The organism is Polynucleobacter finlandensis, assembly GCF_018881755.1.
GTDB lineage: Bacteria > Pseudomonadota > Gammaproteobacteria > Burkholderiales > Burkholderiaceae > Polynucleobacter > Polynucleobacter finlandensis.
In genome coordinates this window covers 51,142-75,473 of the sequence record NZ_JACVPS010000004.1, presented here as the reverse complement: position 1 = coordinate 75,473, position 24,332 = coordinate 51,142, and the positions used below count along the sequence as shown (strand labels likewise).

The following is a 24,332-nucleotide window of genomic DNA, read 5'->3' as shown; positions in this document are numbered from 1 at the left end:
AATTTGATGATTTTGCTTACCGGTGGTGCTGGGTTTATCGGTGGTAACTTTGTTTTGGATTGGCTCGCCAATCCAGGCGCCGAAGGTGTAATTAATCTTGATAAGTTAACCTATGCTGGAAACTTGGCAACCTTGGCATCTCTAGAAAATGATCCTCGTCATGTGTTTGTGCATGGTGATATTGGTGATCGGGATCTGGTTAAGCAATTGCTTGCTGAACACAAGCCTCGGGCAATTATTAATTTTGCAGCTGAAAGTCACGTAGATCGCTCGATTCATGGCCCTTCAGATTTTGTGCAAACCAATATTGTGGGTACATTTAATCTGCTCGAGTGCGCGCGGGAATATTGGAATGCGCTTGAAGGTGATGCTAAACAGCAATTCCGTTTTCATCATGTATCAACCGACGAGGTTTATGGATCACTCTCTGGAACCGATCCTGCTTTTACCGAAAATCATCCCTATGAGCCAAATAGTCCTTATTCGGCTTCTAAGGCGGCCTCTGATCACTTAGTGCGCGCCTGGTTCCATACCTACGGCTTCCCAGTAGTAACCACAAATTGTTCTAATAACTATGGACCTTATCACTTTCCAGAGAAATTAATTCCTCTAGTGATATTGAATGCGCTCAATAGCAAGCCTCTGCCTATATATGGCGATGGTCAGCAAGTCCGAGATTGGCTATATGTTGGAGATCATTGTTCTGCGATTCGGGAAGTACTGGCCAAGGGTAAATTGGGAGAGACTTACAACATTGGTGGTTGGAATGAAAAAGCCAATCTGGATGTGGTCAAAACCATCTGCTTCATTTTAGATCAGTTAAAGCCGCGTATTGATGGCAAGCCTTATGCGGATCAAATTACCTTTGTGAAGGATCGACCCGGTCATGATCGACGCTATGCCATTGACGCTAGCAAGATAGAGCGTGAGCTGGGCTGGAGGCCTGCTGAAACTTTTGAAACCGGTATCCGTAAGACTGTCCAGTGGTATCTAGATAACCCTCAGTGGGTTGATGGTGTGGTTAGCGGTTCTTATCGTGACTGGCTTCAAAAGCAATATCACTAAATGAAGATTTTAGTCACTGGCAAGGATGGCCAACTTGGTAGAGCCTTTCAAAAGGAGTTCCAAAGACTTTTTCAGAATAAGCATTCCAAAGTAGACATTCGCTATATTGGTCGACAGGACTGCAATCTTGCTGATTTAAGTGCACTCGAAAATATTCTTCATGAATTTCAGCCAAGCCTCATTATTAATGCGGCAGCTTATACGGCGGTAGACAAAGCAGAGCAAGAACATGATCTTGCTTTTACTATCAATGCAGTGGTGCCAGAATTCTTGGCCAAATATGCAGTGACTCATAACGCAAGTCTGATGCATTACTCAACGGATTATGTATTTGACGGTGAGGGATCAGATTTTTATTCGGAAGATCGCGCCGTTCGCCCCTTAGGTGTTTATGGCAAGAGTAAGGCCAAAGGAGAGTGCTTAATTGTTGATGCATTCTCTCAATCTAATAATGCTGATACACGCTATGCGATCTTTAGAACCAGCTGGGTATATGGAGAGGGAGGCAACTTCATTCGAACTATTCTGCGTTTAGCAAAAGACCGAAGCGAATTAAAAGTCATTGCCGATCAATTTGGGGTGCCTACGAGTGCAGATTGGTTGGCGGCACTCAGTGCCGATTTTTTATTTGGTCTATCTGCAGATTCACAGATATTGCTTCGAGATTTCCCATCGGGTATTTATCATGCCGTCCCTGCCGGTGAAACCACATGGCATGGTTTGGCATGTGAGGCAGTGAAGATAGCAAGGGAATCTGGGTTAAGTCTAGCGACAGAGGTGGCCGATATCAAAGCAATACCAGCTACCGAGTACTCCTTACCAGCCCCACGTCCGATGAATTCGCGCATGTCTACTCAAAAGCTTCAAAAGACCCTAAAGGATCTTGGTGCTGTGTCAAAATTCCCGGTGTGGAATGAACTCGTTCGAGACTATGTTTCCGAATTAGTAAAAAAGCAGCTTAATTAAAGGGTGTCATGATGGGAAATCGTAAAGGTATTATTTTGGCAGGGGGGTCTGGCACCCGTTTGTACCCAGTTACACAGGCCGTTTCTAAGCAGTTGATGCCAGTGTATGACAAGCCAATGGTTTACTACCCCCTAACCACTTTAATGTTGGCTGGTATCCGAGATATTTTGCTCATTTCAACACCGCACGATACTCCACGCTTTACTGAGTTGTTGGGTGATGGCTCCCAGTGGGGTTTGAATATTGAGTATTGCGTTCAGCCATCTCCGGATGGTCTTGCCCAAGCGTTTACTTTGGGAAAAAATTTCGTCGGAAATAATCCCAGCGCGTTAGTGCTTGGAGATAATATTTTTTATGGCCACGAGTTAGTGGCGAACTTGTCCAATGCTAATGCGCGCTCAGAAGGAGCTACGGTATTCGCATATCACGTGACCGATCCTGAGCGCTACGGCGTAGTAGAGTTTGATAAAAACTACAAAGCGGTCTCAATTGAAGAAAAGCCGATGAAGCCCCGTAGTAATTACGCGGTTACTGGACTCTATTTCTACGACAAGCAAGTGTGTGATATTGCCGCCTCAATTAAACCTAGTGCCCGTGGCGAACTTGAAATCACCGATGTCAATCGTGCGTACTTAGAAAAAGATCAGCTGAGCGTTGAAATCCTAGGAAGAGGGTTTGCTTGGTTGGATACCGGCACCCATGACTCCTTATTGGATGCCGCAGGATTTATTGCCACCTTGCAAAAACGTCAGGGTTTAATGGTGGCGTGTCCTGAAGAAATTGCTTATCGACAGGGTTGGATTACAGCAGATGCCGTGCAAAAGGTTGCCACTCAATTAAGTAAGAATAGCTATGGGCAATATTTGAATAAGATTTTGGGGGAGTTAAATGGAGCGGCACAACCCGTTTCCCTTTCTCCAAAGAGGATAATTTAATGTCATCAAGCTCAAAGTTAAAGATTACCGGTACAGAAATTCATGATATGTTTGTTGTTGAGCCAAAAGTATTTTGGGATGAGCGCGGCTGGTTTACAGAATCATTTAACGCGCAAGATTTTGCAAGTGCCATTGAGCAGGATTATGATTTTGTTCAAGACAACCATTCTTTTTCTCGTCAATGGACTTTGAGAGGTTTACATTATCAAACAGAGAAAACACAAGGCAAACTGGTCCGAGTAGTTGCGGGGGCGGTATTTGATGTAGCGGTGGATATTCGCAAGCAATCGCCTACTTATGGAAAATGGGCTGGGGTCGAGTTAAGCGCAGAAAATCATCAGCAGATGTGGATTCCACCAGGTTTGGCACATGGTTTTTTGGTGCTTACACCTACGGCAGAATTTTTGTATAAAACCACTGATTATTACGATCCAACAAGCGAAGCGTGTTTAGCTTGGAATGATCCTGCTGTCGGCATCAAGTGGCCTTTGCCTGAGGACATCTCTCCCAATATGAATGCAAAAGATTTAGCAGGCTTATCTTGGGATCAGGCACCAAAATTCTAATGGATCTTCAAGATGCATACCCCAAAATTTTATTGGTGAAGTTATCTTCATTAGGTGATGTGCTACATAACTTACCGATTGTTTCGGACTTGCGCGCACGTCTGCCGGAAGCGCAGATCGACTGGGTGGTTGAGGAGGGATACGTTCACTTGTTGCAACCCTTACTCTCGATAGAGGGGTTTCGAGGCATTGATCGCATTATTCCTTTCGGACTGCGTCGGTGGAAGAAAAGCCTTTTCAAATTGCAAACGTGGAAAGAATTCTTTGCTTTCAAAAAAGAGCTTCAAGCAGTTTCCTATGATGTGATTATCGAGACACAAGGACTTTTAAAGTCCGCCTTAGTTTGTGCCTTAGCGCATAAATCTTCGAATGCAGTAGTTGCGGGCTTGGCTAATGCCACGGAGTTTTCTGGCTATGAACCTATCGCTCGGGCTTTTTATAACCAATGCGTGCAAGTACCCAAGCAATGTCATGCGATTGATCGTTCGCGTTGGGTGATGAGTTCCGCCCTAGATTGGCCTTTGCTTGATCGCCAAGAAAACCCAGCGTCCTTCTATCCAGAGACTCATGTTGATGAACGGGGACCTAGTGAAACACCCAGAGATCTGGGGGTATTAAAAAAGCCATACATTCTTTGCTTTCATTCCACTGCGCGTGAAGCCAAAAGGTGGAGTAATGCGCATTGGATCTCTTTAGGCAAGTCTTTATCGAGCAAAGGTTATCAAATAGTATTTCCTTGGGGTAACGCTGCTGAGAAGAAAATCAGCGCTCAACTGGCTAGTCAAATTGATGGTGCGATCGTGCCGGATGCCTTTTCAATTCAGGAGGCTTTTCCAATGATTGCTGGTGCGACATTAACTATTGGGGTTGATACTGGCCTTACGCATCTCGCGGCTGTATTGGGAAAGCCAACGGTAGAGATTTACTGTGATTCACCGCGGTGGAAAACCGAAGGCTATTGGTCTAATCGAATCATTAACTTGGGGGATATTCAAGCTCCACCTACTGTTGATGAAGTACTCGGGGCTTCGTTAAGACTACTATCGCAATAAAGCGTTGACTGCTATCAGATCCTCATCTGAAAGTGCTGATGCATGGGCTTTTAATTTAATGGCGTTGAGGATAGTGCTGTAACGCGCTAGCTGAAGTTGTGATCGGGTGGTAATGACAGTATCGAGCGCAATCAACACATCCAGGTTAATTAAGGTGCCCACCTGAAATCCGAGTTTGCTCGATTCCAATGCGGATGTTGAGGAGCGTTCAGCTGCTTCAAAGGCTTTGACGCTTGCTAAGCCACCGTAGAATCCCGTAAATGCAGTTCGCGTGTTCTGCGCAGCAGTTCTACGAGCATTGTCATAGTTTGCTTTGGCTTGATCTACCAGCGCAGCATTTTGACGTATGACCGAGCTATTAAATCCACCTGAAACCAGTGGGATAGTCATCTGCAAAGCAACGGTGTTGTTATACACGTTGGTGTTTGCAGGATTAAAGTTAGTAGCCGTGCCATTAGAGGTGTTATAGCCGCTAGTGCCCACCAAATTCAGGGATGGGTAATTCAGAGCCTGAGAAGCCCGATAGGTACTCTCTGCCAGGCTCACGCTGAGTTGGCCCGCTAAGACATTAAAGTTTGCAGCCTCCGCTTGATTGATCCAGTCATCTAAGGTTTGTCCAGGCGGCAATTGGGGATTGACGCTATCCGCAATTGGATTGCCTTTGACATCTTTGCTCTTGGAGCGGGGGTCCTTTAGGACGCCATCAATCTTGGCTTCTTTGGTGAGAGGTTTGAGTGCCCCGACTGGCCTGCCGACCAATTGCTCAAGCACGCCACGTTTGACTACTAAATCTGCTTGTGCGGCAATCTCTTGTGAGTTAGCTAAATCTAAAGCAGCCTGCGCTGTATTGACATCAACAATAGTTGCAAGCCCAGCATCAAATTTAGCCTGCGCTATCTCTAGCTGTTGCTTGATCAGGCCCTTCTTATTTCGATAGAGTTCAACGTTATCTTGACTAGTAAGAGCATCAAAGTAGGCTTGTGACACCCGAATAATTAAATCTTGCTGCGCCAGAAAGAAGCGCATATCGGCAATCTTTGTATTGAGGTCACCTTGCTTGAAAGCCTCAAGGGCTCCCATATTAAAAACGGGTTGCGTCAAGGTAACCGTATAACTCTTTTGGTCAAAGACCCTCGAGTTACCAGGGGTAGTTGATACTGGTGTTGTGCCAACTCCATGCTGGTAGTAGCGCGTACCACCAGGGGTAGCATTTGCTTGGGGGAGTAGCAACGAGAGACCTTGCCAGTACAGCTCTTTGCTGGCTTGGTAGTTAAAACGTGCGGCATTCAAAACGGGGTCGCTAAAGGCAGCCTCTTGGTACAGATTAATTAAATCTGTCATTTGGCTTGGCTTAACACTTCCAGCATTGCCGAGGCTGACGTTTGAGGGAGCCCCATCACTAGGCAGTGCTTGTTTGGGTGCCACTACCATTTGCGGCGGAATATCGAGCCCTAGCAAAGCTTGGGAGTTGCTTGGCGTCGGTAATGAGGGTCGAGTGCCTGCCGGCGCTTGAGCCATTGCCTGATTGGCGGCAATGCTTAGTCCAAGCGCCTGACTTAGGATTAAACCAAATATGGATTGTTTAGAAAGTCGAAAGCGTGCTTCAGTCATTTAATTCGGGTACTTTTCAATGTGCCATGAAGTTTAAGGCTAATTTGAGAAAAAGGCTTTGATCCACGACGGCTGTTTGCTTAAATGCCGACATTGGGACCGGAAGCCTATAAAATTCGGGCTATGGAACTTATTTTGTTAGCAAAAGCGCTTATTTTGGGGGTAGTTGAGGGATTAACAGAATTCCTCCCTATTTCCAGTACGGGACACCTTATTTTGGTGGGGGACCTCTTAGATTTCAATGATGAGCGTGGCAAAGCGTTCGAGGTCATTATCCAGTTTGGCGCTATTTTGGCTGTGTGCTGGGAGTTCCGTCAAAAATTATGGTCTGTAGCTTCCACTGTATTTTCTAGCGCTGGCTCACGTCGCTTTGTACTGAACCTTCTAATTGCCTCGTTCCCAGCAATGAGCTTGGGTTTGCTGTTTAGTAAACATATCAAAGCGGTTTTATTTGCACCCATCCCAGTTGCCCTCGCTTTCATTGGCGGAGCATTCATTATTTTTTGGGCCGAGCGTAGGCAAGCCAACTTAAAGCACGATCATTATTTAGAACGGGTAAAAACAGTTGATGATCTGTCTCCAATGGATGCTTTTAAGGTAGGACTTGCTCAATGTGCAGCATTGATTCCTGGCACTTCACGTTCAGGCGCTACCATTATTGGAGGCATGCTATTTGGGCTACCTAGAGCCGTAGCAACTGAGTTTTCATTCTTCTTGGCCATTCCCGTGATTGGTGGCGCAACTGCTTATGAACTACTCAAGTTGTGGAAATCACCTGTGGCATCTTTAGCAGGCAATGATGCTGGAGGTTTTGGATTGGCAATTTTAGTTGGCTTTATCGCAGCCTTTATCTCGGCTTTTGTTTGTGTGCGTTGGTTGATTCATTATGTAGCTGGACATAACTTTATTCCCTTCGCTTGGTATCGCATCATATTTGGTTTACTAGTGTTAATCACCTCATATACCGGTTTAGTAGCCTGGTCGCATTAAGAAAATTTAGAACTGGATAAGCAGAAAATGTCACTCTTTACCGCCGTCATTCCCATGGATGCATCGATCGATGCAATTACCAATAATATTCAGTTGGCACTCGCCCCAGTATTTTTATTGACTGCAGTGGCCACTTTAATTAATGCCATTTCAGGACGTTTAGCTAGATCAGTCGATCGCATGCGATCCATTCAGAACCAGCTCTACACGGGGGCTCAAGTGATCTCTCCCTTGGTGAGGGAGCACATGCTGATTGAATTAAAAGAAGCAAAAACCAGAGGGCGCCTTTGCACGGCTGCAATCTTTTTTAATGTACTAAGCGGCGTGTTTATTTCATTAACTGTGCTGGAGTTATTTTTCTTCCAGACGGGCGCCGCACATTATGCAAAAACCAGTTATGTGATTTGGACCTTTGTACTAGGACTGGTTTCTTTCATGACTTCCTTATCGATTGTTTTGGCTGAAGTGATGTATGCATATCGCTCAGCAGGCTGGAACACCCCTCAAGCTTAACTGCGCGCCAACTCACTTAAAACGCAGTTAGAATGACTTTGATTACTACAAGGCTTACATCATGAACAAAATCCTCATCACCGGCGGCGCAGGCTTTTTAGGCTCGCATCTCACCGAGAAACTCCTTAAAGAGGGTAATGAGGTTTTGGTGGTAGATAACTTCTTTACAGGCACAAAGCAGAATTTAGCCCACCTCATGGGTAATCCTAATTTAGAAGTGATGCGCCACGATGTGACCTTTCCGCTGTACGTAGAAACCAATCAGATCTACAACTTAGCTTGTCCAGCCTCACCAGTTCACTATCAATACGATCCGGTGCAGACTACTAAGACCAGTGTGCATGGCGCAATCAATATGCTCGGCCTTGCCAAACGCACTCGCGCCAGAATCTTACAAGCCTCTACTAGTGAAGTCTATGGTGACCCCGAAGTACACCCCCAGCCAGAGGAGTACTGGGGAAAAGTCAATCCGATTGGTATCCGCTCTTGCTATGACGAAGGTAAACGCTGTGCTGAAACGTTATTCTTTGACTACAACCGTCAGCATGGATTAGATATCAAAGTCGTCCGTATTTTTAATACCTACGGTCCCCGTATGCATCCAAATGATGGGCGCGTAGTGAGTAATTTTATTGTGCAGGCTCTACAAGGTAAAGACATCACCATTTATGGCGATGGTCAGCAAACCCGTAGTTTTTGTTACGTCGATGATCTTATCGATGCCATGGTGAGAATGATGAATTCTGAAGAAGGCTTTACAGGCCCAGTCAATATTGGCAACCCTGGTGAGTTCACCATGCTTGAGCTGGCTCAGACGGTTCTCAAGCTCTCGAGTAGTAAGTCTAAGATCATCTATCAGCCATTGCCTGCAGATGATCCTAAGCAGCGTCAACCCAATATTGAGCTAGCTAAGGCTAAGCTTGGTTGGGAGCCGAAGGTTAACCTAGAGGATGGCCTCAAAGAGACAATTGCTTACTTTAAGAAGGTCTTGGCTTAAGTTGACTTCTGAGGATCAGGCGGATGGTAGCGATCAAGGTGAGCGTCGCTTAGAACGTATTCGCTCTTTTGTGTTGCGCGCTGGCAGAACCACTGGTGGGCAGCAGCGCGCCATCGAAGTGCTTGGCCCGCAATTTTTAATTCCGTTTCAAGAAACCCTTCTCAATCTAGAGCAAGCATTTGGCGGCTCTACTAATCCTAAAATCTTAGAGATTGGTTTTGGTATGGGGGAGACTACTGCCAGGATTGCTGACTTACGTAAGCAAGATGATTTCTTAGGAATCGAAGTTCATCCGCCAGGTGTCGGTGCTTTATTAAAGCTAATAGGTGAAGCAGGACTCACTAATGTGCGCATCATTCGACATGATGCCGTCGAGGTTCTTGAAAAGATGATTGCTCCCAATGCTTTGGATGGCATTCATATTTACTTTGCTGATCCTTGGCATAAGAAGCGTCATCACAAGCGTCGGCTGATTCAAGCACCATTTGTAAAGTTGTTAGTGTCACGATTAAAGCCAAGCGCCTATTTGCATTTGGCAACCGATTGGCATAACTATGCCGAACAAATGCTCTTGGTGCTCAATGCCGAAGAGGCATTAGAAAATACCTCTACAACATTAGCGGGCATTAAAACATTCCTCGCCACGGATGCTGTGAAGGCTGAGGCGCCTGCCTCGAATGAATTCCATCCGACCGTTGAACAGATCAATGCTGAGCATCTGGCTTATGTGGAGAAGCCAGCGTACCGGCCTCTCACTAAGTTTGAAAACCGTGGCCTGAAGTTAGGGCACGGCGTTTGGGATTTGGTTTACAAGAAAAAGTAATAAAGCTAACTGAGAAAACGCTTTCTTACAGACCGACGCAAACATATTTCAACTCCAGGTACTCATCCATTCCGTAGACGCTACCTTCACGACCTAGACCAGATTGCTTGACGCCACCAAAGGGGGCAACCTCATTAGAAATGAGGCCGGTATTGACACCGACAATGCCGTATTCCAGAGCCTCAGCAGCTTTCCAAATTCTGCCAATATCCCGACTATAGAAATACGATGCAAGGCCATATTGGCTGCTATTAGCTAGCTTGAGAACTTCTTCATCGCTATCAAATGGGATGATGGGAGCTACCGGTCCAAAGGTTTCTTCATAGGTGATGAGCATGTCATTAGTGACATTTGCCAGAATAGTGGGCTCATAGAAGCTGCCGCCTTGCGCAGAGCGTTTTCCACCAATGACCAGCTTTGCACCTTTAGCAAGCGCATCAGCGACATGCCTCTCCACTTTTTCAAGTGCAGGTATATCAATCAATGGACCTTGGGAAATGCCGTTCTCTAGGCCATTACCTACTTTGATGGCTTGTACGGCCTTGGCAAATTTTTCCACAAAGACGTCATGTATTTTTTTGTGAACATAAAGACGATTAGCGCAAACACACGTTTGGCCAGAGTTGCGATATTTGGAAATGATGGCACCCGCAACTGCTGCATCAATGTCTGCGTCTTCAAAAACTATGAAGGGGGCATGACCGCCAAGTTCTAGAGCTAGCTTTTTAACGGTGGGGGCGCTTTGCGCCATCAAGATACGACCTACTTCTGTAGAGCCTGTAAAGGAAATATGGCGAACGGTAGAGGATTCACACAATGCTTTACCAATGGCAATCGAGTGATCAGCATCAGCCGTCAGAATATTCATTACACCATTTGGAATGCCCGCCCGAATCGCTAGCTCAGCGAGTGCAAGCGCTGACAGCGGGGTTTGCTCAGCTGGCTTAATCACGATAGTGCAGCCTGCTGCCATAGCTGGCGCAATTTTTCGAGTGATCATGGCGTTCGGAAAATTCCAAGGCGTAATGGCGGCACATACTCCAATAGGTTGCTTCAAAACCATGATGCGTTTATCACCCCAAGTGCTTGTAGGGATATCACCAGAGATGCGCTTGGCCTCTTCGGCAAACCATTCAATAAAGGAGGCACCGTAAGCAATTTCGCCAGTGGATTCAGCGAGGGGCTTGCCCTGCTCTAAGGTCATCAAGATAGCTAGATCGGCAGTGTTCTGAATAATCAGATCAAACCACTTGCGCATGATGATGGCACGCTCTTTGCCGGTTTTGCTACGCCATCCTGGTAAAGCTTGGGCGGCCGCATCGATTGCCAATTGAGCATCGCCAGCATTGAGATTGGTCACTTCGGCGATGATTTCTTCGGTGGCGGGATTGTTCACGGGGAAAGTTTTACCGCTGGCTGCCTTAAGCCATTGACCGTTGATGAATGCCTCTTCTCTAAAAAGGCTTGGGTCTTTTAATAATTTGCGAATATCAATTTTTTGCATGGCGCTAGTCTCATCAAGATTTTTATAGGATTGGGTTAGTTAGCCTGAGTTTCGGCGCTACGTAGGGACTGCGCAAGCAGGTCTAGAACACCGTTGACGTATTTATGACCATCGGTACCACCAAAGGTTTTAGCAAGCTCTACAGCCTCGTTAATGGCCACCTTGTAGGGTACGGATAAATCGATAGCCAACTCATAGGTGCCGATCAGAAGCGCGGCGTGCTCTACAGGAGAGAGTTCATTGCTTGGGCGATCTAGCGCGGGGGTTATTAAGCTATCGAGCTCATCTGCACGCTCCACTACGCCTTCAAAGATTCCTTGGAATAGGTCGAGTTTGCAGCGGGCAAAGGCCGGGTCTTCCGCTAATTGCTTTGCAATCAGGGCTGCATTGGGTAGACTACCGGCGCGACGCATGACTAGCCACTGATAGACGCCTTGAAGGGCGTACTCACGGGCACGACGACGTGGCGTTAGCGCTCGCTTTGGGGCGGTGCTTTTGCCTGATGATTTATCGGCGTTTGGAGTAGTGGTGTTTTTGGTCATTAACTTCTTCTTTGGATTTACTGTGATGAGTTTGGGTTGATCTCAATATCGAGATCAGGAATAAGTGCCAAGGCTAGATTAGCCATCTCAATAACTGCGCGTGCGCAGTCAGCACCTTTAACTTCAACACGGACATTGGCTTGTTCATCGGTATCGCAGGTCAGGACACCATTAGCAATCGGTAGGCCAGCATCAAGGGAGACACGTGTAATGCCAGCAGCAGATTCGTTGGAGACTAATTCAAAGTGGTAGGTCTCGCCACGGATCACGGCGCCCAGTGCTACCAAGCCATCGAACTCACCAGTCTGGGCTAATTTTTGCAAGGCAAAGGGAATTTCCAATGCGCCAGGAACAGTTACTAGGCGAATGTCTTCTTGGGCTACACCTAATGCGATCAACTCTTTAATACAGGCATTACTGAGCGCAACACAATGCGCTTCATTAAATCGGGCCTGGACAATACCAATCCGAAAGTCTTGTCCTGTGAGGTCAATATCTAAAACACCGACGCCTGAATTACTGTTGAAGTTGCTAGCTTGATCGCTCATGATTATTTTTTAGATAAGGTTTGATTACTTGGGTGATGTGAAAGGTTGATAGCCTGTCACTTCTAATTTATATCCCGATAGACTCGGGGTAGGAGCGGGGTTTGCCAATAAGCGCATTTTGCCAACCCCAAGGTCTTTCAGAATTTGCGCACCAATGCCGTAGCTGCGGAAATCCGTTTTACGAGCCAGCGGCTTTGCTGCTTGCTGGTCTATGCCGTTAAGCTTTTGAAATTGCGCCAACCAATCCACATCACCGGGCGCGGCAACGCCAGAAGCATTTAATAGAACTGCCACGCCAGCTGGAGAGGCAGCAATTTCTTGCAAGGCTTGTGCGAGAGGCCAAGAGTGGGTGCTACTTTTAGCCTCTAGAAAGTCTAAGACTGTGAGGGGCTCATGAACCCGAACGAGTGTTTCTTGATTCTCAGAAGGTTTGCCTTTAACCAGCGCAATATGAATGCAAGAGCTGGGAGTATCTCGATAGATGATTCCCTGAAAATTACCCCAAGGAGTAGCGAACTCTCTTTCGCCTTCGCGAATCACAATACTTTCGTGTTGGCTGCGATATTGGATCAGGTCAGCAATGCTGCCAATCTTTAATTGATGTTCTTTTGCAAACTCTAGCAAGTCCGGCAAACGTGCCATCGTGCCATCGTCCTTCATGATTTCGCAAATGACGGAAGTTGGCGAGCAACCAGCAAGCGCAGCTAAATCACAACCCGCCTCAGTATGGCCGGAGCGAATGAGTACACCGCCTGGTTGTGCCATCAGTGGAAAGATGTGACCAGGTTGCACTAGGTCATTGGGTTTTGCTTTTGCCGCCACCGCTACTGAAATCGTGTGGGCACGGTCGGCAGCAGAAATGCCAGTAGTGACCCCGCTAGCTGCTTCGATCGAGACGGTGAAATTGGTGCCCATAGAGGTGCCGTTATCGCGCACCATCAGGGGTAAATTGATTTGCTGGCAACGTTCACGAGTCAGCGTTAGGCAAATGAGACCACGACCATGTTTTGCCATGAAATTAATCGCCTCGGGACTGACGTGATCGGCGGCGATGACGAGATCGCCTTCATTTTCACGATCTTCTTCGTCAACCAAGATCACCATCCTGCCGGCGCGAAGCTCGGCAATGATTTCTTGGGTAGGGGCAAGTTTATTTGGCATAGCCCCCTATTTTAAGCTGAGGAGCTCTGTGTAGGGATCTGACGGGGCAATATGCGCACTTTCTGATAGTGGAGCTTGCCATAGAGCGTATTCAGCCTAGGCGCTTGATAGGAAGATGTGGGATGCCCCATTTTTTGCCCTCCTCAAATGATCATGGTTTTGTGCTGCTCGAAGCCTTAGTGGCTATGAGTTTGATGGCAGGGCTTGGGATTACTGCCTTTGAGGCGTATCAAGGCTTAGTGCTGCGCTATGGCAAGACTCAAGAGGAACGCAGACAACTCAGGCTGGAGTTAGATCAACATGAAATTCAAATACTAGAAAAAGGGGGTATCGGTGAACTTGCTCGAATGCCTCGTAGGGATGGCGCTTTGCCTCATGCTCGTCGGTCCACTACTAAAGGTCAGCGGTGAAATGTTGGTAAAACAGGTTCAGCTTGAGCAATCTCAACTGGCCGCCGCCCAAGCGAATCGTGCGCTTGAACTCATTGGCCGCGCCATTCGCATGGCTGGGTACATCAATGTGAGAACTTTAGATGTAAAGAAGTCAAAAACCCCAAAACAAGCATTGCTGGAAATTCAGAAGGGGGTTGGGTTAAATCGGTCTGACACGATTTTTATTAAACATGAAATCTCTGATGGAATCGATTTTGACTGCATTGGCAATACCCTAACAAAAGATCGCACTAAAAATCATTTAGCGCATCAGGGATTTTTTCTTGAACGTCAGGCTGGAGTGCTGAAGGCGGCTCGAATCCATGGGGGTTCTTTAATGTGCCAGTCCTTAGATCGACAAGGCCGCCTACAAAATACTACTTTGATGAATGGCGTTCATTACTTAGCGATTGAAGGAGTGGCACCAAGTCCCCAAAAATTATTTAAGGTGACCATTCAAATGGATCTAGGTAAATCTACCTCAGAATTTACTAGAACTTTTGCTAGCCGGAATCTCCATTGATTATTGCCTGGGTCTTATCCCTATTACTTCTCATGGCTTCACTGGTCGGCTATCTACAGCGCATGACTGCGCTTGAAATCATTGCCACTCAAACAATCAAAACGACTCAAGCAGAATTTATTGCAGCAGAAAAGAAGCTGCTGGAATGTGAACGAAAAATTTCACATGTGGCAACGCTAGCTTCGGATTCCTGTGTTGTGCAATCTATTGGCAAGCAGCTCTGGAAGGTGTCTACAGTAGGTCTCGTTACGCTCGAGTCAGTGATCCATCTAGATGATGCCTCTGGGAGTGCAATCCGCTTAAGCTGGCGTCAGGCGTTTAAAGAATGAATGCCAAAGAATATGGCGGAAGTTTGCTGGAGTTAATGGTGGTGATTTTGATTGTGGCGATATTGGCCACAATCACGATGCCCAGGCTGCAGCATCAGATTGCCAATCGAGAAATTGAAACGCTTGCGCGACGTTTTATTTCCCATGCGCATTTTGCTCGTGATCAGGCTTTACACATTGGAAGTGCTATTTACATCACCCCACGATTTCAGAATGATTGGAATAGTGGATGGCAGGTAAAGAGTGGCTGCAGTAAAAAGCCTTGCGCAGAGAAGATTTGGTTGATGCAGGAAAATATTTCCCCTATCTTTTTCAAGCTTGGAGGAAAGCAATTTAGCGGACCCAATTCTGATCAACGCGGGATTTTGTTTAATGCGGCCGGTGCAGCCAAGACTGCGCAAGGTGGATTTGTGGCAAATCGCCTGGTTTTGGGGCATTTAAAAGATCAGGGGCTCGAGCGGCATGTGATTTTGGGCAGCGGTGGCCGCTGGAGAATCTGCGACCCTCATCAGGATGCTAAATCCTGTAAATAATCTTTGATTTGGCCGTTTTATTTGTTTAGTAGCGCCAATCGGTTTTAATACTGGTATGTATACCGCTTTAGACCACGAATTTATGAGCCAGGCTCTAGCCGAGGCTGCTAAATCACTGTATTTATCCAATCCCAATCCACGAGTTGGGTGCGTGGTGGTAAAGGGCGGCAAAGTGATTGGGAAAGGCCATACCCAGAAGGTTGGTGGCGCCCACGCCGAAGTGCAGGCTTTGGCTGATGTTCGTGCTAATGGTTTTGATCCAGAGGGATCAACCGTATACGTCACCTTAGAGCCATGCAGTCACACTGGGAGAACGCCGCCTTGTGTTGATGCGCTCATTGCCGCCAAACCCGCTTTAGTGATTGTGGCCATGTCCGATCCCAATCCCATCGTTGCAGGAAAAGGTTTGGAGTTATTAAGGGCTGCAGGTATTACAGTGCGCTGCGGCCTATTGCAGGCTGAGGCCGAGGCTTTGAATTGTGGTTTTATTTCTCGGATGACTCGAGGTTTGCCTTGGGTGCGTCTCAAAATTGCAGCAAGCTTGGACGGTAAGACTGCTTTGCCTGACGGTACAAGTCAGTGGATCACGGGGCCTCTTGCGCGCGCAGATGGACATCACTGGCGCGCTCAAGCCTGCGCCATTCTTACGGGAGTGGGCACTGTAAAAGAAGATAACCCAACGCTGAATGTGCGCGATGTCGATACTGAGCGACAGCCTTGGCGAATCATCGTAGATTCAAAACTCGAGACACCAGTTGCTTCTAAAGTTTTTGAAAACCTCAATCATTCGGGCGTCATCCTGGTGTGTGGAAAACTCGATACCCCAGCAAAAGAGCAATCTGCAAAAGCATTTGAAGCACGCGGCATTGAGGTGATCCCTTTGCCGAATGCTAATGGCAAAGTGGACCTGCCAAAGCTCTTTACTTATCTAGCGCAAGAACGCGAGATGAATGAAATTCATGTTGAGGCTGGCTTTAAATTAAATGGCTCCTTGCTTCGAGAAGACTGTGTAGACGAGTTACTGCTGTATTACGCACCCTTCTTGATGGGTGAGGGTATTGGTATGGCAAACATCTCTCCCTTGACTGCACTTGAACAAGGGCAGGATTGGCAAATTTTGGATCAGGCAATGTTTGGGTCAGATATGCGCTTGCGCTTGGCGAAACCAGCAAGCTCGCTTAAGGAATAAAATCCCCCCATGTTTACTGGAATCATTACTGCTGTAGGAAAAATTAAGAGCGCTACTCCTGTAGGTGATGGCTTGCAGTTGCAGATTGAAGTCCCTGCCCATTATTTGGATGATGTTGCTCTAGGTGACAGCATTGCGATTCAGGGCGCTTGTATGACGGCAACCAAGATTGAGGGCAATACCTTCAGCTTGGATATTTCACGAGAGTCTTTGAATAAAACCGTTGGCTTGGATGCCGTGGGCCCAGTCAACTTAGAAAAGGCCATGCGCTTAAATGATCGCCTTGGTGGTCATTTGGTAAGCGGGCACGTGGATGGCATGGGCAAGGTTGCACACTTCACTGCCGTAGCTCAAGACGCCTATGGTTCATGGCTTCTCAGAATTGAAGCCCCTAAAGAACTCGCTGCTTTTCTGGCTTACAAAGGTTCAATAGTTGTGAATGGGGTTTCACTCACAGTGAATAAAACTGAAGATCTAGCGAACGTTTGTGTCGTTGATATCAATATCATCCCGCACACCTTGCAAAACACCACCTTGGGTAATTTAAAACAAGGTGATCGAGTCAATCTTGAGGTTGATTTAATTGCTCGCTATGTGGCTAGGATAATGAGTCAGGCATAAATCTCTTGGTCTACAGGTAGCTTTCTTACAAATAACCTTGCTCAATAGATAGCTTTTTAACCCTTCTTGCAGTAGTCCCATTTTGGGACTATAATTAGATTATGAGGGTAATTGCTAAAAAATACTTGGTGCAGTTTTGGTTGCTTCATCGAGATGCAGAACAGCCACTAAGGGCATGGTATGACGAGGTAGTTAGCACCAAATGGTCTTCACCTCAAGAAATCAAAAATCAATATAGAAATGCAAGTTTTATCAGTAACAATAGGGTAGTTTTTAATATAAAGGGAAATGATTACCGCTTAATTGTTGCGGTTGCTTATCGTCTCGGGGTGTTCTACATAAAATTTATTGGAACCCATACTGAGTACGATAACGTTAATGCAAAGACGGTAGAAATGGGGGATACATGAAAGAATTAAAGCCTATACGTAACGATAATGAATATGAAGCTGCGCTCGCAGAGGCCTCCTATTTTATCGATCATGAGCCCGCTCCTAAAAGCAAAAAAGCAGATCGCTTCGAAGTATTACTAATGTTGATAGAGTCTTATGAAGCTAAGCATTATCCAATCGATCTTCCGGATCCGATTGAGGCAATTAAGTTTAGGATGGATCAAGCTGGTTTGAGGCCCAAAGATTTACAGCCCATGATCGGTGGGTTAAATCGAGTTTATGAAATTTTGAATCGAAAGCGTCCGTTAACCTTAAAAATGATTTGGAAGTTGCATTCAATGCTTGGTATACCAGCTGAAAGCCTCATTCAGCAGTCAGATGAACTTCACATAGCTTGATTGTTTAAGTCTAGTTTCGATATCTAGTTGGATCAGCCACGCCAGCAGACTTAAAGCCTACTTGTCTGAGACGGCAAGATTCACATTCACCGCAAGCTTCACCCAAATCATTGGCTTGATAGCAAGAAACGGTTTGGGAATAATCCACCCCAAGTGTTGCGCCAAGTTGAATGATCTCTGACTTACTCATACCAATAATAGGGGCATGTACCCGAAAGCGATTGTCATTGTTTATCGCCTCTACGCCAGCCTTGGTTGCTAAGTTCGCCATTCTTTCAAATGACTCCACATATTCTGGACGGCAGTCAGGGTAACCAGAGTAATCCACCGCATTGGCACCATAAAAAATATCTAAGCCACCAAGTGACTCTGCCCATCCCAAGGCTAGTGACAACAGAATGGTATTGCGAGCTGGCACATAGGTAATCGGGATCTCATGATCTTTGCCTGGAGTAATGGGTACCGCAATCGAAGAATCTGTCAGGGCTGAACCGCCAAAGCGGGTAAGGTCTAAGTTAACAACCTCATGGCGTACGACCCCCATCTTTTTGCCAATGTGTTTTGCTGCAGCCAATTCTGAAGAATGTCTTTGGCCGTAACCAACTGAAAGCGCATAAGGTGCGTAACCTAGATCTTTGGCAAGTGCCAGAATGGTGGTGGAGTCTAGGCCGCCCGAAAAGAGAATGACAGCGGGCGCATTGGGTTTGCGTGGTGCAATATTCTCAAATGCTGCTGTCAATGTAGACATGGAGATTACTTTGTTGCTGGCAAAAGCTGCTGAGCATCCTTTGCAGCTTCTGTATCAGGGTATTTTGCAATGATGTCACTAAAAGTCTTTTTAGCAGCCGCTTTGTTACCACTTTCTAATTGAGAATTTCCTAATGTCACCATTGCCGCAGGAATGCGTGGATGGTTAGGATATTTCTTAATCAGAGTTTGCAGTTGACTAATGGCAGCAGCGTAATTTTTGTTTGCATATTTGCTATTAGCTCCCCAGTAAAGGGCGAGAGGCAAGTAAGGGCTTTGAGAATACTTCCCAGCAAAAGCAGTAAAGCTTTCATCAGCTTTCTTCAGATTGCCAGCTTGGAAGGCTTTTAAGGCATCGTCATAGGCTTTTTTCTCGCCAGGTTGAACTGTGCCGCTAACACCCTCAATCGTAATTGTACGAGGCTCAAAATTACCGAGGCGCGTATCCAGATCCTGGTAGTAAGTCTTCTGACTATTGTTAATGTCTTCGCCTTGTTTTTCAAGGGATTCCACCTTGCCACGCAATTCAGCATTATCGGCTTTGAGTTTTTCGATTTGATTCTGAAGTTCTAGTTGTGTAGTCGCTAAAGACTTGCGCAAATCCAAAATCGCTTTGCGTGCTTCATCATCAGAGAAGAGCGCCCAAGCACTGCTAGAGGCAGTTAAGCAAACGAGAGTTGCACTTAAACAAAACGCTCCTGAGAGCGTTTGTTTAAAAGAGTGTTCAAGCTTGCTCATTTAGTTTGTGATGTACACGATGTCAGCGCGACGGTTCTCAGCCCAAGCTGCTTCGTTATCGCCTTCAGCTTTTGGCTTTTCTTTGCCGAAACTGACCGCTTCCATTTGATCATCTGACACACCCATCAAGTTCAATGACTTGCGAACCGCATCTGAACGACGTTGACCCAAGGCCAAATTGTATTCAGCGGTACCACGTTCATCAGTATTACCTTGGATGATAATTTTTTGTTTTGGGTTGGCTTTCAAATAGCTCGCATGAGCAGACAAAGTCTTTTGATACTTAGTCTGAACGGTGTATTCATTGAAGTCAAAGTAAACACTTCGCTCATATAAAGGACTCTTAGGATCATTCCATGGTTGTGAAGCGAAGTTGCCACTACTACCACCACTGCCGCTATCGCCATTGACATCATCGAGCTTGACGCTTGAACAAGCGGCCAAGATTAGTGCGGTTGCGCCTAAAAGTGCCAAGCTTGCGGCACGGCGTGCGATAGAAATCTTCATGATCTTTCCTTTTTCCTACAAAACTGTGTAACTAAATGAGCTAATACCCAATATTATGCCCCCAAGAACACTGTACTAGCCTATTTCAGCTGGTTCATCGATAAACTTAATCCATAAACGGACCCCAGGACGGCTGACGTACATCAGACCCTGGAATGCTCAGTACCTGTTTGGAGTTTCCATCAACCGAGACCGCAGCTAGAACGCGCTTGCCATTGACTTTGGTGGAATAGAGGACATAACGACCATTGGCCGCAAAAGAGGGGGACTCATCGCTTGAGCCATCAGTGAGAGCTTGAGAGTCTCCGGTAGCCAAATTGAGGATGTAGAGTCTAAAAGCTCCACCAATATTGGCAATGTAAGCCAAATATTTTCCATCTGGTGAAATGCGTGGGGAGGTTACAAAACCTTGTTTGTAGGTAATGCGTTTGGCACCCTCTGCTTGTTCGCCATCAGCACTCATGCGATAGATCTGAGGATTGCCGCCGCGATCGCTCGTGAAATAAATATAGCGGCCATCAGGCGAGTATTGAGGTTCGGTATCAATGGTGCTGCCACGGGTTAAGCGGTGCAAACCAGTGCCGTCAGCATTGATGCCATAGATTTGGGTATTGCCATCGCGCGATAAAGAGATGGCCAGTTTTCGACCATCTGGAGTCCATGCTGGGGCGCTGTTATTGCCCTTTTGGTTTGATAGTGCAATGCGGCGACCAGTTGCTAACTCATGAACATAGATCACAGGTTTACGATCTTCAAAAGAAACGTACGCTACCTTCTTGCCGTCTGGCGACCATGATGGCGAGATGATGGGTTCAGAGCTGTTCATCGCATTGCGAATGTTTTGTCCATCCGCATCGGAGATCACTAAGCGATAACGCTTACCTTCTTTAATGACATAGGACAGTCGGGTGGAGAACACACCACGCTCGCCCAGTAATTTAAAGATGATGTCATCCGCAATTTTGTGAGCGACTGCACGCAAATTATCTGCGCTGGAATTGAGATTTAAACCACCGAGACCTTCGCTCTTACGAATATCAAATAATTTGTAATGAATCTCAAACTGCGCTCCACCAGTTTGCACTACAGAGCCCACTACCAGAGCATCAGCACCGCGTGCTGCCCAGGATTTGTAGTTTGGTGTACCTTCATCACTTTCACTCGCATTGCCATTCTCAGTATTTTTGAAGTAACCACTACGGGCTAAATCTTGGCGAATGATTTCAGTAACGCTAGTAGGAAGCTTATTTTCATCTTTAAAGCGCATGACTGCGATGGGATAAAGAGATTGACCTACGCCAGTGATCTCAATATTCATTTGCGCTAGTGCTGAGCTCACAAAACCAAAGCAAGCAAGGCAGCTAAAAATCAATACCAATAGGCTGCGTAAGAATAATGTCTTGGCAAATTGCAACATGCTTTAGTCCTTGGGTTTAAAGGTCAGTTTTACTTCGCGTTGTGGAATTTTTCCATTGTCATCTTTTGGCAAACTTTCAGCGCGAGTGAGTGCTAGCAGTACTGCGCGATCCCATCCGGCGTTGCCGCTTGAACTCAGAATGCTGGTACTCAAAATTGCGCCATCAGGCGCTAGGTCAACTTTAACCACCGTAGCGGGATTACCACTAATAGATTCAAGGTTAAAGACAATCAGTGGCTTAACTTTTTTTACAACTTTATCTGTCCAGCCGGGAGGCGCATTGCCTCCACCACCAACACCACTGCCAGTTGTGCCGCCGCTGCCACCTTCAGCACCCGCTGCGGCACGGAGGCGCGCCAACTGATCTGCGCGAACTTTTTCTGCCGCGGCATTAGCCTTCACTTCTGCAGGAGAAGGTGCTTTTGGAGCTTCTGCTTTTTTAGGGGTCTCTTTGGGTGGCGGGGCCTTCGCTGGCGGAACGGGTTTAGGTGCTTCTTTCACCACTTCTTTTTTCGGAGGCTCTTTTTCAACTTTCTTTTTCTTGACTGCAATATCTGCAGCCTCTTCTTTAACTTCAGTCTTGAGTTCTGGCTCTTTTGGCGTTTCGACTTGTTGGCTTGCATCCCATAGTTCAACTTCAACACCCGAAGGCGTGCTGTTATTCCAGCTAATGCCAATCATTAAAAATGCGAGTAGGCCAAGATGCGCTGCGAGCGAATAGGTAAAAGCACGTTTATTGCTTGCTTTACTTTTTCGAGTGTTTCGCAAGAATGGCATCTGCCGGAGTTGCGCGCTAGTCATGAAATGATGTTAGCTACCAATGTGTTTATTGACTCTTTACCGCTAGGCCAACTCGCTTGACGCCATTCTCTTTGAGCTTTGACATCACTTCCATGACTACTTCATATTTAATGGATTTATCAGCAGCGACAACAACAGGTTGCTCAGCAGATTTTTCTGCTTGCGTGCGAGCAAATGCACCAAGCTCAAATTTATTCAAAGTTTGTACAGGCTCACCATCTTTACGCACAATGACATTCTCATTCGCATCAATAGTTAAGAAAACGGGCGGCAAGGATTGGACTTTTGCACCACCTACTGTTGGTAGGCTGACGACACCAGGATTGACCATGGGGGCGGTCACCATAAAGATCACCAGTAAAACCAACATCACATCAATGTAAGGAACCACATTGATGTCGGACATCACGCGACGTTTATTGGACCTTCTAAGGGATGAACCTGCCATGTTTATCTACCCGTACCTTGGCGTTGCAAGATATTGGTGAATTCTTCTATGAACGTTTCAAAACGAATCGAGAGGCGATCTACATCAGTAGCGTTGCGGTTGTAGGCGACTACTGCAGGAATCGCTGCAAATAGGCCAATCGCAGTTGCTACAAGCGCTTCTGCAATGCCTGGGGCTACCGCTGACAAGGTGGCATTTTGGACATTGGCTAGGCCGCGGAAGGCGTGCATGATGCCCCAAACAGTGCCAAAGAGGCCGATATACGGGGAAACTGAACCCACTGAGGCTAAGAAGGGCAGATTGGCCTCTAGGATGTCCATTTCGCGCTGGTAAGTCGCTTTCATGGCGCGGCGGGCAGCATCGATTTCACGTAATTTCATGAATTCTTGCATACCGGCCTCAAAAATATGCTCTAAAACGGCGCTGCTGCTCTTATTGCGTAAGGATGCTTCGAGCAGGGTATTTAAATCCCCGCCAGACCAAAAGTCGCGCTCAAAGCGCTCGGTGTCATTGCGAACGCCCCTTAGGACAGCCCCTTTTTTGAAAATAATGGTCCAAGAGGCAATCGACATGCCGAGTAATAACAACATTACTAGCTGGACTAATAGACTCGCATTGAGGACTAGGGAGAGAAAGGAGAGGTCTTGAGTAGGGTTCATGAGGGATTTTGTATGATGTAGGTTGATTTTACTTAAGCAATCCAACTTATTCAGGATTATCACCATGTTTGACCGTCAAAACACTTTAGCCAAAACCGACCCAGCGCTCTGGGCAGCCATTCAGAATGAAAATAAGCGCCAAGAAGACCATATTGAGCTCATTGCTTCTGAAAACTACACCTCCCCAGCGGTAATGGAGGCTCAAGGCTCTCAGTTAACCAATAAGTATGCAGAAGGCTATCCAGGTAAGCGTTATTACGGTGGTTGTGAATTCGTGGATGTGGCTGAGCAATTAGCGATTGATCGCGTTAAAGCCCTTTTTGGCGCTGAAGCTGCAAACGTTCAGCCGCATTGTGGCGCTTCTGCTAACCAAGCAGTTTTCTTGGCCTTCTTAAAACCAGGCGATACCTTTATGGGGATGAGCTTGGCTGAAGGCGGTCACTTAACGCACGGCATGGCATTGAATATGAGTGGCAAGTGGTTTAACCCAATTGCTTATGGCTTAGACAAAAATGAAGCAATCGATTACGAGCAGATGGAACGTTTAGCTCGTGAACACAAACCAAAACTCATCATTGCTGGCGCATCTGCTTATTCACTAAAAATTGATTTTGAACGTATCGGAAAATTGGCCAAAGAAGTCGGCGCGATTTTTATGGTGGACATGGCTCACTATGCCGGTCTCGTAGCCGCAGGCGCGTATCCAAATCCAGTGCCACATGCTGACATCGTGACTTCAACGACTCACAAGAGTTTGCGCGGTCCACGGGGCGGCATCATCTTGATGAAGGCAGAGCATGAGAAAGCCATTAACTCTGCCGTGTTCCCGGGCTTACAAGGCGGTCCGTTGATGCATGTGATTGCAGCTAAAGCAGTTGCATTTAAAGAGGCACAAGAGCCAGGCTTTAAGGATTACCAAAAACAAGTAGTAGCTAATGCCAAAGCGCTTGCAGAAACTTTGATTGAGCGTGGTTTACGCATTGTTTCTGGTGGTACAGATTCACATGTGATGTTGGTGGATTTGCGGGCCAAGAAAATGACTGGTAAAGAAGCGGAGCGTGTCTTGGGCGAGGCGCATATCACTTGCAATAAGAATGGCATCCCCAATGATCCTGAGAAGCCAATGGTGACCAGTGGTATTCGTTTGGGCTCACCGGCGATGACAACCCGCGGCTTTAAAGAAGCTGAGGCACGTCAGGTTGGTCACTTTATTGCAGATGTATTGGATAACCCAACTGATGCCGATAATATTGCTAAGGTGCGCGCACAAGTCTCTGAGCTCACTAAACGCTTCCCGGTTTACGGCTAGATCAAAAGCTAAAATCA

The 24,332-nt window shown here is 46.5% G+C and carries 30 protein-coding genes; 18 read left to right on the top strand and 12 right to left on the bottom strand.

The features are described from left to right. Positions 1 to 6: 6 nt before the first annotated feature. Genes rfbB through waaC form a run of 5 tightly spaced genes read left to right on the top strand, consistent with a single transcriptional unit; the run spans position 7 to position 4,584 of the window. On the top strand, positions 7 to 1,065 hold the full coding sequence (rfbB, locus tag ICN49_RS03780) for a dTDP-glucose 4,6-dehydratase (RefSeq protein ID WP_216165957.1): 1,059 nt from the start codon (positions 7 to 9) through the stop codon (positions 1,063 to 1,065). Continuing rightward, on the top strand, positions 1,066 to 2,031 hold the full coding sequence (gene rfbD, locus ICN49_RS03775) for a dTDP-4-dehydrorhamnose reductase (RefSeq protein ID WP_216165955.1): 966 nt from the start codon (positions 1,066 to 1,068) through the stop codon (positions 2,029 to 2,031). An 8-nt stretch (positions 2,032 to 2,039) separates the two neighbouring features. Next, the gene (gene rfbA / locus ICN49_RS03770; protein WP_216165953.1) at positions 2,040 to 2,966 is read left to right on the top strand and encodes a glucose-1-phosphate thymidylyltransferase RfbA; all 927 of its coding nucleotides are present in this window, start codon (positions 2,040 to 2,042) and stop codon (positions 2,964 to 2,966) included. Beyond that, on the top strand, positions 2,966 to 3,532 hold the full coding sequence (gene rfbC / locus ICN49_RS03765; protein ID WP_216165951.1) for a dTDP-4-dehydrorhamnose 3,5-epimerase: 567 nt from the start codon (positions 2,966 to 2,968) through the stop codon (positions 3,530 to 3,532). The genes rfbA and rfbC overlap by 1 nt, the downstream gene beginning before the upstream one ends. Next, positions 3,532 to 4,584: a lipopolysaccharide heptosyltransferase I gene (gene waaC, locus ICN49_RS03760; RefSeq protein ID WP_216165949.1), complete on the top strand. Its 1,053-nt coding sequence runs from the start codon at positions 3,532 to 3,534 to the stop codon at positions 4,582 to 4,584. Before rfbC ends, waaC begins: the two co-directional genes overlap by 1 nt. On the opposite strand, the gene ICN49_RS03755 is transcribed toward waaC, so the two are convergent. After that, entirely contained in the window at positions 4,573 to 6,195 is a 1,623-nt protein-coding gene (locus tag ICN49_RS03755; RefSeq protein WP_216165947.1) for a TolC family protein, read from the bottom strand. The two genes, waaC and ICN49_RS03755, sit on opposite strands and share 12 nt — an antisense overlap. Before the next feature lie 123 nt (positions 6,196 to 6,318). Here ICN49_RS03755 and ICN49_RS03750 point away from each other — a divergent pair, with 123 nt between their 5' ends. The 4 genes from ICN49_RS03750 to trmB all read left to right on the top strand — a co-directional run bounded on the left by ICN49_RS03750 (position 6,319) and on the right by trmB (position 9,518). Continuing rightward, positions 6,319 to 7,185: an undecaprenyl-diphosphate phosphatase gene (locus ICN49_RS03750; RefSeq protein ID WP_216165945.1), complete on the top strand. Its 867-nt coding sequence runs from the start codon at positions 6,319 to 6,321 to the stop codon at positions 7,183 to 7,185. A 27-nt stretch (positions 7,186 to 7,212) separates the two neighbouring features. Further along, positions 7,213 to 7,698: a DUF2721 domain-containing protein gene (locus tag ICN49_RS03745; protein ID WP_255535387.1), complete on the top strand. Its 486-nt coding sequence runs from the start codon at positions 7,213 to 7,215 to the stop codon at positions 7,696 to 7,698. 61 nt (positions 7,699 to 7,759) lie between these two features. Continuing rightward, entirely contained in the window at positions 7,760 to 8,695 is a 936-nt protein-coding gene (locus tag ICN49_RS03740) for a UDP-glucuronic acid decarboxylase family protein (protein WP_216165944.1), read from the top strand. Between the two features lies 1 nt (position 8,696). After that, positions 8,697 to 9,518: a tRNA (guanosine(46)-N7)-methyltransferase TrmB gene (gene trmB, locus ICN49_RS03735; protein ID WP_255535386.1), complete on the top strand. Its 822-nt coding sequence runs from the start codon at positions 8,697 to 8,699 to the stop codon at positions 9,516 to 9,518. A 25-nt stretch (positions 9,519 to 9,543) separates the two neighbouring features. Here the strand turns inward: trmB and ICN49_RS03730 are convergent, their stop codons facing one another. The 4 genes from ICN49_RS03730 to ribBA are packed head-to-tail and all read right to left on the bottom strand — an operon-like array spanning position 9,544 to position 13,273. Further along, on the bottom strand, positions 9,544 to 11,022 hold the full coding sequence (locus tag ICN49_RS03730) for an NAD-dependent succinate-semialdehyde dehydrogenase (protein ID WP_216165940.1): 1,479 nt from the start codon (positions 11,020 to 11,022) through the stop codon (positions 9,544 to 9,546). Positions 11,023 to 11,057: 35 nt separating this feature from the next. Next, positions 11,058 to 11,564, bottom strand: a complete 507-nt coding sequence (nusB, locus tag ICN49_RS03725) for a transcription antitermination factor NusB (protein ID WP_216165938.1) — start codon at positions 11,562 to 11,564, stop codon at positions 11,058 to 11,060. Between the two features lie 17 nt (positions 11,565 to 11,581). Beyond that, the gene (ribH, locus tag ICN49_RS03720; RefSeq protein WP_216165936.1) at positions 11,582 to 12,112 is read right to left on the bottom strand and encodes a 6,7-dimethyl-8-ribityllumazine synthase; all 531 of its coding nucleotides are present in this window, start codon (positions 12,110 to 12,112) and stop codon (positions 11,582 to 11,584) included. Between the two features lie 24 nt (positions 12,113 to 12,136). Next, a complete protein-coding gene (gene ribBA / locus ICN49_RS03715; protein WP_216165934.1) occupies positions 12,137 to 13,273 on the bottom strand; it encodes a bifunctional 3,4-dihydroxy-2-butanone-4-phosphate synthase/GTP cyclohydrolase II in 1,137 nt (378 codons plus the stop codon). A 122-nt stretch (positions 13,274 to 13,395) separates the two neighbouring features. Between ribBA and ICN49_RS03710 the strand changes: the two genes are divergently transcribed. The 8 genes from ICN49_RS03710 (at position 13,396) to ICN49_RS03675 (ending at position 17,689) form a co-directional block, all read left to right on the top strand. Further along, positions 13,396 to 13,683, top strand: coding sequence for a type IV pilus modification PilV family protein (locus ICN49_RS03710; protein WP_216165932.1), 288 nt, complete (start codon positions 13,396 to 13,398; stop codon positions 13,681 to 13,683). After that, positions 13,607 to 14,227, top strand: coding sequence for a PilW family protein (locus ICN49_RS03705; RefSeq protein WP_216165930.1), 621 nt, complete (start codon positions 13,607 to 13,609; stop codon positions 14,225 to 14,227). The genes ICN49_RS03710 and ICN49_RS03705 overlap by 77 nt, the downstream gene beginning before the upstream one ends. Positions 14,228 to 14,259: 32 nt before the next feature. Then, a complete protein-coding gene (locus ICN49_RS03700; RefSeq protein ID WP_216165928.1) occupies positions 14,260 to 14,556 on the top strand; it encodes a hypothetical protein in 297 nt (98 codons plus the stop codon). After that, on the top strand, positions 14,553 to 15,089 hold the full coding sequence (locus ICN49_RS03695; protein WP_255535385.1) for a GspH/FimT family pseudopilin: 537 nt from the start codon (positions 14,553 to 14,555) through the stop codon (positions 15,087 to 15,089). The genes ICN49_RS03700 and ICN49_RS03695 overlap by 4 nt, the downstream gene beginning before the upstream one ends. A 55-nt stretch (positions 15,090 to 15,144) precedes the next feature. Then, entirely contained in the window at positions 15,145 to 16,278 is a 1,134-nt protein-coding gene (gene ribD, locus ICN49_RS03690; protein WP_216165926.1) for a bifunctional diaminohydroxyphosphoribosylaminopyrimidine deaminase/5-amino-6-(5-phosphoribosylamino)uracil reductase RibD, read from the top strand. Between the two features lie 9 nt (positions 16,279 to 16,287). Next, on the top strand, positions 16,288 to 16,899 hold the full coding sequence (locus tag ICN49_RS03685; protein ID WP_216165924.1) for a riboflavin synthase: 612 nt from the start codon (positions 16,288 to 16,290) through the stop codon (positions 16,897 to 16,899). 101 nt (positions 16,900 to 17,000) lie between these two features. Then, positions 17,001 to 17,309 carry a type II toxin-antitoxin system HigB family toxin gene (locus ICN49_RS03680; RefSeq protein WP_216165922.1) on the top strand — a complete coding sequence of 103 codons (309 nt, stop codon included), beginning with the start codon at positions 17,001 to 17,003 and terminating at the stop codon, positions 17,307 to 17,309. Beyond that, positions 17,306 to 17,689, top strand: a complete 384-nt coding sequence (locus tag ICN49_RS03675; protein WP_216165920.1) for a helix-turn-helix domain-containing protein — start codon at positions 17,306 to 17,308, stop codon at positions 17,687 to 17,689. Before ICN49_RS03680 ends, ICN49_RS03675 begins: the two co-directional genes overlap by 4 nt. A gap of 10 nt (positions 17,690 to 17,699) precedes the next feature. On the opposite strand, the gene queC is transcribed toward ICN49_RS03675, so the two are convergent. The 7 genes from queC to tolQ all read right to left on the bottom strand — a co-directional run bounded on the left by queC (position 17,700) and on the right by tolQ (position 23,006). Next, the gene (gene queC / locus ICN49_RS03670) at positions 17,700 to 18,437 is read right to left on the bottom strand and encodes a 7-cyano-7-deazaguanine synthase QueC (RefSeq protein WP_216165918.1); all 738 of its coding nucleotides are present in this window, start codon (positions 18,435 to 18,437) and stop codon (positions 17,700 to 17,702) included. Positions 18,438 to 18,442: 5 nt separating this feature from the next. Then, complete coding sequence (gene ybgF, locus ICN49_RS03665; RefSeq protein ID WP_216165916.1) at positions 18,443 to 19,174, bottom strand: tol-pal system protein YbgF; 732 nt, start codon at positions 19,172 to 19,174, stop codon at positions 18,443 to 18,445. Beyond that, positions 19,175 to 19,681: a peptidoglycan-associated lipoprotein Pal gene (gene pal / locus ICN49_RS03660; protein WP_216165914.1), complete on the bottom strand. Its 507-nt coding sequence runs from the start codon at positions 19,679 to 19,681 to the stop codon at positions 19,175 to 19,177. A gap of 106 nt (positions 19,682 to 19,787) precedes the next feature. Continuing rightward, complete coding sequence (gene tolB, locus ICN49_RS03655; protein ID WP_216165912.1) at positions 19,788 to 21,098, bottom strand: Tol-Pal system beta propeller repeat protein TolB; 1,311 nt, start codon at positions 21,096 to 21,098, stop codon at positions 19,788 to 19,790. 3 nt (positions 21,099 to 21,101) lie between these two features. Further along, positions 21,102 to 21,899, bottom strand: a complete 798-nt coding sequence (locus ICN49_RS03650; protein WP_216165910.1) for an energy transducer TonB — start codon at positions 21,897 to 21,899, stop codon at positions 21,102 to 21,104. A 25-nt stretch (positions 21,900 to 21,924) separates the two neighbouring features. After that, the gene (locus ICN49_RS03645) at positions 21,925 to 22,347 is read right to left on the bottom strand and encodes an ExbD/TolR family protein (protein ID WP_216165908.1); all 423 of its coding nucleotides are present in this window, start codon (positions 22,345 to 22,347) and stop codon (positions 21,925 to 21,927) included. A 2-nt stretch (positions 22,348 to 22,349) separates the two neighbouring features. After that, complete coding sequence (gene tolQ, locus ICN49_RS03640; protein ID WP_216165906.1) at positions 22,350 to 23,006, bottom strand: protein TolQ; 657 nt, start codon at positions 23,004 to 23,006, stop codon at positions 22,350 to 22,352. A gap of 64 nt (positions 23,007 to 23,070) precedes the next feature. Between tolQ and glyA the strand changes: the two genes are divergently transcribed. Continuing rightward, entirely contained in the window at positions 23,071 to 24,315 is a 1,245-nt protein-coding gene (gene glyA / locus ICN49_RS03635; protein ID WP_216165904.1) for a serine hydroxymethyltransferase, read from the top strand. The last annotated feature ends 17 nt before the right edge of the window (positions 24,316 to 24,332 follow it).